The organism is Ruegeria sp. CDSC085 (assembly GCF_059610465.1).
The window spans coordinates 19,627-28,687 of sequence record NZ_JBXWNR010000027.1 but is presented as its reverse complement, the minus strand read 5'-3'; the positions used below and the strand labels follow the sequence as shown (position 1 = coordinate 28,687).

9 protein-coding genes are annotated in these 9,061 nt (G+C 56.4%); 5 read left to right on the top strand and 4 right to left on the bottom strand.

The genetic code is table 11. The features are described from left to right. The first annotated feature begins 179 nt into the window (after nucleotides 1–179). The 5 genes from AC2FJB_RS21535 to AC2FJB_RS21515 all read left to right on the top strand — a co-directional run bounded on the left by AC2FJB_RS21535 (nucleotide 180) and on the right by AC2FJB_RS21515 (nucleotide 3,779). Entirely contained in the window at nucleotides 180–1,193 is a 1,014-nt protein-coding gene (locus tag AC2FJB_RS21535; RefSeq protein WP_142638807.1) for an ATPase, T2SS/T4P/T4SS family, read from the top strand. Nucleotides 1,194–1,205: 12 nt separating this feature from the next. Next, nucleotides 1,206–1,364 (top strand): hypothetical protein, encoded by a 159-nt coding sequence (locus tag AC2FJB_RS21530; RefSeq protein ID WP_170591513.1) that lies wholly within the window; start codon nucleotides 1,206–1,208, stop codon nucleotides 1,362–1,364. Further along, entirely contained in the window at nucleotides 1,357–3,249 is a 1,893-nt protein-coding gene (locus AC2FJB_RS21525; RefSeq protein ID WP_142638805.1) for a type IV secretory system conjugative DNA transfer family protein, read from the top strand. The genes AC2FJB_RS21530 and AC2FJB_RS21525 overlap by 8 nt, the downstream gene beginning before the upstream one ends. A gap of 80 nt (nucleotides 3,250–3,329) precedes the next feature. Next, a complete protein-coding gene (locus AC2FJB_RS21520; RefSeq protein WP_142638803.1) occupies nucleotides 3,330–3,524 on the top strand; it encodes a YqaE/Pmp3 family membrane protein in 195 nt (64 codons plus the stop codon). A 3-nt stretch (nucleotides 3,525–3,527) separates the two neighbouring features. Beyond that, on the top strand, nucleotides 3,528–3,779 hold the full coding sequence (locus AC2FJB_RS21515) for a hypothetical protein (protein WP_142638801.1): 252 nt from the start codon (nucleotides 3,528–3,530) through the stop codon (nucleotides 3,777–3,779). Between the two features lie 387 nt (nucleotides 3,780–4,166). On the opposite strand, the gene AC2FJB_RS21510 is transcribed toward AC2FJB_RS21515, so the two are convergent. From AC2FJB_RS21510 to AC2FJB_RS21495, 4 genes are all read right to left on the bottom strand, one after another. Next, nucleotides 4,167–4,622, bottom strand: a complete 456-nt coding sequence (locus tag AC2FJB_RS21510; protein WP_246097265.1) for a hypothetical protein — start codon at nucleotides 4,620–4,622, stop codon at nucleotides 4,167–4,169. Between the two features lie 637 nt (nucleotides 4,623–5,259). Beyond that, the gene (locus AC2FJB_RS21505) at nucleotides 5,260–5,823 is read right to left on the bottom strand and encodes a sarcosine oxidase subunit gamma (RefSeq protein ID WP_142638799.1); all 564 of its coding nucleotides are present in this window, start codon (nucleotides 5,821–5,823) and stop codon (nucleotides 5,260–5,262) included. Then, nucleotides 5,816–8,773, bottom strand: a complete 2,958-nt coding sequence (locus tag AC2FJB_RS21500; protein WP_142638798.1) for a sarcosine oxidase subunit alpha family protein — start codon at nucleotides 8,771–8,773, stop codon at nucleotides 5,816–5,818. Before AC2FJB_RS21500 ends, AC2FJB_RS21505 begins: the two co-directional genes overlap by 8 nt. After that, complete coding sequence (locus tag AC2FJB_RS21495) at nucleotides 8,770–9,057, bottom strand: sarcosine oxidase subunit delta (RefSeq protein WP_142638796.1); 288 nt, start codon at nucleotides 9,055–9,057, stop codon at nucleotides 8,770–8,772. Before AC2FJB_RS21495 ends, AC2FJB_RS21500 begins: the two co-directional genes overlap by 4 nt. Nucleotides 9,058–9,061: the final 4 nt, after the last annotated feature.

Below are 9,061 nucleotides of genomic sequence, written 5' to 3'. Positions count from 1 at the left end.
TTGGCGGTTACGATGAGCCAGAAACCCTCTCTTATCAAATCAACCTAAACTGTCCCATTGGTGCTGACGTCAGACAAGACAGAACCATTGAGGCGGCCGTATCGTCGGCCTTTCCGGCCGCTCCCCGCACAATTGATTGCGGTAGCGGCCTTTTTTGACGCCAATAACAAGGAAAAAATATGAGCGGGCGAAACGGCAATGGCCTTCTGGAATACTACACCGAACAGATCGAGCATCTGTTACATGACGAAAACCTGAGCGAAATTTCCGTAAACCCAGACGGAACGGTCTGGGTTGAGGAAATGGGCACAACCCACATGACCAAGACAAACATCACTCTGACCAAGGATGATGTTGGCAATATCGGGCGGTGTGTGGCTGGGTTCAGCGACGTGACTTTCGGAGAAAAGAAGCCGATTGCGACGGCCAATGTCCCGACAAGGGAGGGCAAAGCTCGGGTGCAGGTTGTTATCCCACCTGCGACAACCGGCGTGGGGTCCGTTGCGATCCGCCTGCTCCGCGTGAAAAGCGTTGACCTGGGCGCGTTCAGCTTTGCCAGCAAAGAGGCCGCATTGGCAGAAAACAACGATCACAGCGCGCTCGGGAATGCGCGGCAGGCTCTCGCTGCCGGAACAATGAGCTTTGACGAGTTGGGCGACCTCGCGATGCAGAGCAAATGGAACGTGATTATTGCTGGCGGTACATCGTCGGGCAAAACAACTGTTTTGAATGCGATGATGAAGCGCGCCGATCCAGGCGAACGGATCGTGACAATTGAGGAAGTGGCAGAGTTGGACATCGAGCAGCCGAACTTCGTGGGCTTGCTTGCTGATCGTTCCGAGGACAACGGGCCTCGATCCCCAACCAAGCTGCTTGAATCTGCGCTACGCCTCCGGCCTGATCGGCTGGTTTGCGGTGAAATCCGAGGCGACGACGCGAATATGTTCCTCGAACTGGTGAACACCGGCCATGACGGATCTGTCTGCACCATGCACGCAAACTCACCTGTCGATGCCATCGGACGGATGAGCAAAATGGTGCGGCGCGGATCTCCGACTGTCCAAAAGTCAGAGGTGGTTGATGACATTAGAGCCACCATTCACATGATCGTTCACATGAAGAAAATCGGAGACGAGCGGAAGGTCAACGGCGTGATTTTCCCGCCCTTGATGACCGCTGACCAACTTATCTGAAGGAGAAATAGAATGAAAAAATTTGAGTATCGTAATGTCTTGATGCGGGTAGAGGAAAAAGCAAGCGTGAAGTTTGCGGAGCTTGGGCAAGACGGTTGGGAGATGGTCGGCGTCGTGCCTGCCGAGTTTGGTATCGTGTGTTTCTTTAAACGCGAGCTGACGGATGGCTGAGTTTCAGGATCTCCCAAAAGGCAAGAAGGTAGCGATAGCCGGCACAATGGGCTTTATCGCTACTTCGGCCTGTGCGGTGTTGGTAGTCGGTCTGGTTATCGAATACCTCAACACGAAAGGCTTCCGGGGGCTGGACATCTGGGCGATACCGGAAAAGTTCATGGCACGGCCTGCAGAAGAACAACAGGTCATCGGGCTTGTGGCTGTTGTGGCCGTCTGCGTTCTGACATTTGCGTTTGTGGCCGCTGCTCTGCGCGGCCCCTCGACCAAATACGGGGATGCCGTTTTTGCGAAAGCGCCTCAGCTCGTAACAGAAGGATACGCGGCACCGCTGAAGCTGAAATCTAAGCTGGACAGTGAAATCGTTTTTGCCAAGTTCGGCCCACCAAAAGAGAAGAACGCGATTTTCTATAAGCCCGGTCCAAGCGTACAGAAACCACATGCGATGTTCATTGCTCCGTCTGGCTCGGGTAAAACAAGCGGCTTTGTGATCCCCAACATTCTGCGTTTCAACGGCTCCTGCGTTGTTCTGGACATCAAAGGCGAGATATTCCAAGCGACCGGCGCACGGCGGGCAGCAATGGGGGATGAGGTCTTTGTGTTCGACCCTGAGAATCCGGAGAAAAGCCACAGCTATAACCCGCTGAGGCGCGCAGCTCGCGCAGACAATCTGGATCGGCGTTGGGAAGAAGTAATTCAGGTCGCAACGCAGATGTTCGACACGCCCAGCTCGTCCGCTCAGGGCTTTTTGGGCGGCGTCGAGGGCATGTTCTGCGCAATGGCGATGTTGGCAATCAAGCGGAACCGTCCGTACATTTCCGAGATCCTGCGCCTGGTTAAAACGACCAAGCAAAAGGATTACGAAAAGATGGCCGAAGAAGTGGGCTATGCCCGGGCAGCAGATGAGTTTCTGAATCTTGCAGCCGAAGAATCCAAAATCCTGCGGTCAACGATTTCGGTTATGAACAACTCCGGCCTTCAGCTCTGGCGCAACCCTTCTGTAGCAAGAGCTACGCAGGGCAATGACATCAACTTTGAGGATCTGCGTCGGCGCCCCACCTCGATCTACTTTTCTGTGCCGGGGAAAAAGGTCAAAGAGTTCCGGACACTCATTCGCCTGTTCTTCCTCGATCTGGTGAACACAATCGAAACCCACGAACCGGGCCCAGATGAGCCGTTCAAGGTTTTGATGCTGCTCGATGAGTTTCAGCGTCTCGGCCACCTTGAGCGCGTCGTTGAGGCGTATGACACCATGCGATCGTTCGGCGGTCGGATCATCGTGATTTCTCAAACGCTGTCACGCCTGCAGGACATCTATGGGCATGAAGGTGTACGGGCGATGCTGGCAAACGCCGGAACGCAGATGTTTGCGGCCTCCGAGGACTCTGAGGTGCGTGAACATGTGTCCAGGTCCATCGGGGACAAAACAGTTATGAGCAAGTCGAAGTCTCGGGCGCTCGGCAAAATGGAAATGGGCAGCATATCGGAACGCGAGGAAGGCATTCGCCTGCTCCGGCCGGAACACGTTGGCCGATTGCCTGAAAATGAGGTTGTGCTGATCCGCGAAGGCAGGATGCCGGTGATCGCAAACAAAATCCGGTACTTTGAAGATCCCTATTTCATGCAGTTCTTGGGTGGTGAAAGTCCGAAGATCAAAGGAACCCACCTCGATCTGGCTGCAGAGCAAGCCAGAGACACAGCAAAGGCGCTGGCTGATGCGAAACCGGCCTCTGCACCGGTGAAAGAGGTTTCGGAAAAAGATCAGGAACTTCAGGCTGCTTTTGATGCGCAGCGCACCGTAGCGAAACGAAAAAGCCGGTCAGCGAAAGATATGGCGATGGATAAGATGAGAACCACGCGACCAGGCAGCAGCGCCCCCGCTTGACGGGGGTGCAGTTTATCTAAATCTCTGTTTAATCCCATATGTGGCATTACAGCGGTCTAACAAACTAAAGGTTATTAGAGATGAGATTAATTTTAGCGATTGTGCTGCCCTTCGTCGTGTTCTTCACGATCCGGCGACCATTTCAGGGCTTTTTCTGCCTGCTCCTGCAATTGACGCTTATTGGCTGGATTCCGGCCGCTATTTGGGCCGTGTACTCGCTGAGTCAGTACAACACAGACAAGAAAATTAAAGCAGCGACCAAGGATAAGGTGTAAAAAATGAATGAAATCGAGCTGAACAAGCACGTTGCGGAAATCAACCGAGGCGCGCAGATGATAGATGCCCAGACTGAGGACAACAAGAAACTCCCCGGGTCTTCGGTGGTATCACGAGTGGGCCGGATTTTAGTTGAGACGGGCAGTGTAGAACTACTTCACAAGGCTCACCAACGAGTTGATGCGAGATATCAAAGAACTGTAGAGCTTCAGTGGTACGGCCTCACTGATGGCGATAAGCAATGGCTGCCATAGTGTCCAGAAACAATCTGCGAAGGAAGGAAAGGCCGCCAGCAGGCGGCTTTTCTCATCGGGTAATCTTTAACGCTTGCATGTCGCTAGGCACATCTATCGCATGCTTTAAGAGCCGTAGCCGCCATTGATCCTACGTGCAGAGAACAACCACTTCACGCGCACAGCAGAAGTGTTGAATTCTCGCTGCGTGCGCTCGCGGTAGGAAATTCGTCGCAGATGCAAGAATTTCAGCGCCGCCACATGGCGGCCGGACCGGTTGTTCGTGCTGGCCGCAGCAAGTGTTCGCACTCGAACTCAAAGGTGGCGGACAAAGCCGATCTCGGCACGCCCTCAATCTCGCCAAATGGATGGTTTTATGGGGCGGTTACCTTTTCTAGAAGTCAGATCCTAATACCACCAACGGGCGCCTGCGTGGCGCCGCAGCCAGCCTCCGATGCTGAAGTGATCGCGGTGAATCAGGAGCAGAAGCGCGACGAACGCGGCCATCGCCGCAAGAGCGATCACTGGGTTTCGGTTGATTGGAAAGCCGCGGTCGTTCAGAGCAAAGGGATCTAGGTATCGCTCCCATTGTCGGGTGATGGTAAAGAAATGCATCGCCGCAAGACCGCCATAGCTGAAAACGCGAAAAACGCCCAGAGCTGCCAGCAAACAAAGTGCAATTTGAACGCATCCCACGGCGTATATCTGGGAAAAGGACATCTCGACCCCGTCGATATTCTTGGCCAAGTTTTGATATTGCTGGGGCGTAATGATCTTGTGGACGGCCCAGAGAAACATGAACCACACGAGCCCTAGGCGCAGGATAAAGACGGCGGCGGCGTCTTTGCGGTCATAAAACGTCATGATCACTCCTGCACTTGCAAAACTATGAAGCAACAGACCGTAGGCAGAGGCCATCCGAAATCGTCGCGGCACCAACAGATGGCACGCTGGAATGAATGGCGCAATGAACGAGCGCTTCCGACCTTACCTATTGTCGGTGGTCGTAAGGGAAAAAAGGTCCGCCATGGGCTCGGAGCCGTCGAATGCCAGTGCAGAATGCGTCGGCCTTCAGACCTCACTGGAGCGGGCGTTCGCCACCAGGGCCATACTCTTGATTCTACGCCGTTTGGTTCGATACGCAGTCATTCGCAGTTCAGCAGCCGTAGTTCGTGTCACCGGCAGCGAAACCGGGCTTGGAGCCCAACCTGTTCCTTGGATTTTCTCGCTGCTTGCACTCGCAGCGTCAGGAATGCCAAGTGAGCAACAAGTTCGGTGCCGCTATGCAGCGGAAGCAACGGTCATTCATACAGGCTGCAGCGAGAATCACACGTGGAATTCACAAGTCGCGGACGAAGCCGAAACTGGACAACTGCGTGGTTAACCCTAAGCTTTGGTACCTAGGGCCAAAAGATCAAGCAGTTGTCATGGGAAGTCTCCTGTACGTGGTTCCGCCGCGGTCGCAGTAGCGGCGGGTTAGTTCAGAAAGTAAGCCGATATTTCAAAGGGCCGAACGGGCGGCAGTCTCCAAAGCATGGTGCAGAGAGCGCGCGTAAGAGCGCGGGCCAAGAACCGCGTAGTGGCTGGCAGTTTCAAAGCAGATGATCACACAGCTAAGGTGCTCCAGCAGCGCGCGTGTGGCGCTCCCGGGCTCCATCGCAGCCAGATTGACGCCGCTCAAACGTTCAAACACACCCCGGCACGCACCCTCCAGATCAAAACGGCACCAGCCGTCTGTTTGCTCTGTTACCGAGGCTAGGCCCTCCACGGCATCCGCGAGTTGGTAGGACATAAGTTCATGCTCCGGGATTTCTGCGGAGATCAGCCACTGATCCTGCGCAAACCAGCTAGCCGCGTATGAGCCCGCTGCGGCGTGCTTCCCGACCGCAGGCAAAGCTAATCCCAGCATGGCCTCGGCCGCTTTCCGGCCTTCGTCTTCGCGCCCCCTACGCAATGCAAGCGAGGCAAGCGCCCGGTTCGGAACCTCAGTGATTGTCAGCCCATTGAATCGGTCGACACGCGGCGTTTCTCCCCAAAGCGGGGTGATGGATTGAAGATCAAGCACGCAGGCGCCCTCCTTCCGGGTCAAAGAAATGTGTGGGAATGACCTGAGCCTTTACATCGGTTCCCCGCACGGGATCGACTACGCGGATAATCTCGCCCATGCGCTGATCACCGCCTTTGAGAAAGGCCATTCCGATGGAGTGCCCCAGATGTGGCGAGATACAGGCTGATGTCACATGCCCCTGTTCGCTGTCGATATGAACAGGCGCAGTTTCATTCACCAACTGGGAACCGGCGGTTATCACTTCGCTTTGGTTCACGGGCTTCAGGCCGACAAGGCGCAATCCATTGGGATCAGTCAGCCCCTCCCGCTGGTCCAGTGTACTGCCGATGCTGTCTTTTTTGCGGGATACCATGCGCCCCATACCCAGCATCAGTGCGGTGGCCCTGCCGTCGAGTTCGCGACCCGTCGGGTGGCCTTTCTCAATGCGCATGATGTCGAGCGCCTCAAGACCATAGGGAGCTACTCCAAGATCTTGCCCCAACTCTAGCATTCGGCGCCACAGCGCATCACCATAACGGGTGGGAACAGCCAGCTCGTAGGCCAGCTCGCCCGAGAATGAGATCCGAAACAGACGTGCCCTCAGGCCGCCGCACAGCGTCACGGAATCGCAGGCCATGAACGGGAATGCCTCGTTTGAGATATCAAACTCGGAATCCACAATCCTCTGCAGCAGTTCGCGCGATTTCGGTCCGGCAACAGCAAACTGCGCCCAGGCCTCGGTGGTTGAGATCAGCTGCACGTCCATGTCCGGCCACAGGCATTGACGGGCAAATTCCATGTTTCTCAGAACCGCCCCGGCATTGGCTGTTGTGGTCGTGATGACGAAGTGTTCTTCCGCCAATCGTGCAGCGGTGCCGTCATCGTAACAGGCGCCATCTTCGCGCAGCATGATGCCATAGCGCACCTTACCCACTGCCAGCTTGGCAAATCCATTGGCATAGACCCTGTTCAGGAATGACGCGGCATCCGCGCCCTGAACGTCGATTTTTCCCAGTGTGGTCACATCGCAGATGCCCACATTCTTGCGCACGTTACAGGCCTCTCTGTCAGCGGACTGGCGCCAATGGGTCTCGCCCGGCTGCGGAAACCAACGCGCCCGCATCCAGTCGCCAGCAGTGTCAAAGGGCGCATTGTGTTCCCTGGCCCATTTGTCAGTCGGGGTTTCGCGCGTCGGGTGGAAGTGTTTGCCCACCGTACGCCCGCCGATTGTGCCCAGTGCAACCGGTGTATAGGGCGGCCGGAAAATTGTCGTTCCCGTTTCGGGGATCGATTTGCCGGTCAGCTCGGCCATTATTGCCAAAGCATTGACGTTAGCGGTCTTGCCCTGGTCAGTGCCCATGCCGAGAGTAGTGTAGCGTTTGAGATGCTCGACCGATCGGTAGTTCTCCTGATGTGCCAGCTTAACGTCCTTGACGGTCACGTCGTTCTGCAGGTCCAGCCAAGCCCGGCCCTTGCCATGGGGCACATGGTAAAGTGGCTGGAGGTTATAGGCGCTGTTAACGGCGCGCGGCAGCTTCAATGCGCTGGCGGCGATACCCAGGCTTTGCAGTGCAGCCACGGCTTCTTCCGCCCCGCTGCGCAATGCGTCTTCAGTCGAAAACAGGCCTTTGGCCGCCCCCGCCACCGACATGCCAACTGGGATGTTCTGGTCGGGAACGAAAGCTGCAATACTCTCATTCCAGACAGGCCGGCCGCCCTGGTGGCAGGTCAGGTGGACGTTGGGATTCCAGCCGCCAGACACACCCAGGGCGCCACAGGCTAGCGTTTCCTCGCGGCCATCCGCTTGACGGACCCGGATGCTGCTCAGGCCATGCCGCCCCTTGGTGCCGATAACATGCGCGCCACTGATCAGTCGCACACCCGTCAGTGTCGGCGCATCCAGCCGGGCATCGACGATAACTGTGACATCAACACCTTTTGCCATCAGGTCTACCGCAGTGCGATGGCCATCATCATTGTTGGTGAAGACCGCCACCATCCGCGCGGGCGTCGCAGCCCAGCGGTTGGCATAGGCCCGCATCGATCCTGCCAGCATCACCCCCGGACGGTCGTTGTCCGGAAAAACAATTGGACGCTCGGTTGCCCCGGCACAAAGGATCGCGCGCTTGGAATATACCCGCCACAATGTCTGCCGCGGCTTGCCTTCCACAGGGGTGTGCAGATGGTCCTGCACCCGCTCGACCACACCGTAAATCCCGTGGTCAAAGGCCCCCATCGCCGTGCTTCGCGGCATCATGCGCACATTGTCCATCGCGGTTAGCTCGGCCACAGCCTGCTCAACCCATTCGACCGCAGGCTTTCCGCCGACATCTTCCTGTTCGACGTTCAGGCGCCCGCCAAAACGGCAATCTTCATCCGCGAGGATGACGTTTGCGCCTGCACGGCCCGCGGTCAGTGCTGCCATCAGGCCAGCGGGCCCACCCCCAATCACCAGCAGATCGCAATGGAGAAAGCCCTTTTCATATTCATCCGGGTCATCTTCCCCAGACAGGCGACCAAGGCCTGCAGCTGAGCGGATGATGGGTTCATAGACTTTCTCCCAGAAAGCCGCCGGCCACATGAACGTCTTGTAATAGAAACCGGCGCTCAGAATATCCGAGAACAAATCGTTCAGGGCAAGCAGGTCGTAACGTAAGCTGCCCTTGTAGTTCTGTGAGCAAGCAACCAGCCCTTCGTACAGCTCCGCTACTGTAGCGCGTGTGTTTGGTTCCTGCCGGGCTCCACTGCGCAATTCGACCAGCGCGTTTGGCTCCTCGGAACCAGCGGTGAAGATACCACGCGGACGGTGATACTTGAACGATCGACCCAGAAAACGCACGCCATTGGCCATCAGGGCAGACGCAAGCGTGTCGCCCTCATACCCCTGATAGGCACGCCCATCGAAATTAAAGTTCAGTGGCTTTCCGCGGTTGATCAGGCCGCCATTCAAACGGTTGGATTGGGTCATTTGCTGCGCCCCTTCTTGCGGGCCACATCGCTGGCCAGTTCGACATTAGTGATTTCATGCGTCACCGTGTTGCGTGTTACGACTAACCACGAGCGGTCGCCATGCTCGTGATACCAAAGCTCGCGGTGCTCCCCGGCTGGATCATCACGCAGGTAGACGTATTCGAAAAACTGATCCATCGCGTCCTCGGCCTGCCAGCCGGGACGGTCAATCAGGCAAGCATCACCGAGATAGGTGAATTCCTGCCGGTCACGCGGCCCCAAAAGAGGGTGATTGATAATCATTTGA

Coding starts and splice junctions, on each gene's coding strand:
- AC2FJB_RS21535 (WP_142638807.1), top strand. CDS start 180: ATGAGCGGGCGAAACGGCAATGGCCTTCTGGAATACTACACCGAACAG.
- AC2FJB_RS21530 (WP_170591513.1), top strand. CDS start 1,206: ATGAAAAAATTTGAGTATCGTAATGTCTTGATGCGGGTAGAGGAAAAA.
- AC2FJB_RS21525 (WP_142638805.1), top strand. CDS start 1,357: ATGGCTGAGTTTCAGGATCTCCCAAAAGGCAAGAAGGTAGCGATAGCC.
- AC2FJB_RS21520 (WP_142638803.1), top strand. CDS start 3,330: ATGAGATTAATTTTAGCGATTGTGCTGCCCTTCGTCGTGTTCTTCACG.
- AC2FJB_RS21515 (WP_142638801.1), top strand. CDS start 3,528: ATGAATGAAATCGAGCTGAACAAGCACGTTGCGGAAATCAACCGAGGC.
- AC2FJB_RS21510 (WP_246097265.1), bottom strand. CDS start 4,622: ATGACGTTTTATGACCGCAAAGACGCCGCCGCCGTCTTTATCCTGCGC.
- AC2FJB_RS21500 (WP_142638798.1), bottom strand. CDS start 8,773: ATGACCCAATCCAACCGTTTGAATGGCGGCCTGATCAACCGCGGAAAG.
- AC2FJB_RS21495 (WP_142638796.1), bottom strand. CDS start 9,057: ATGATTATCAATCACCCTCTTTTGGGGCCGCGTGACCGGCAGGAATTC.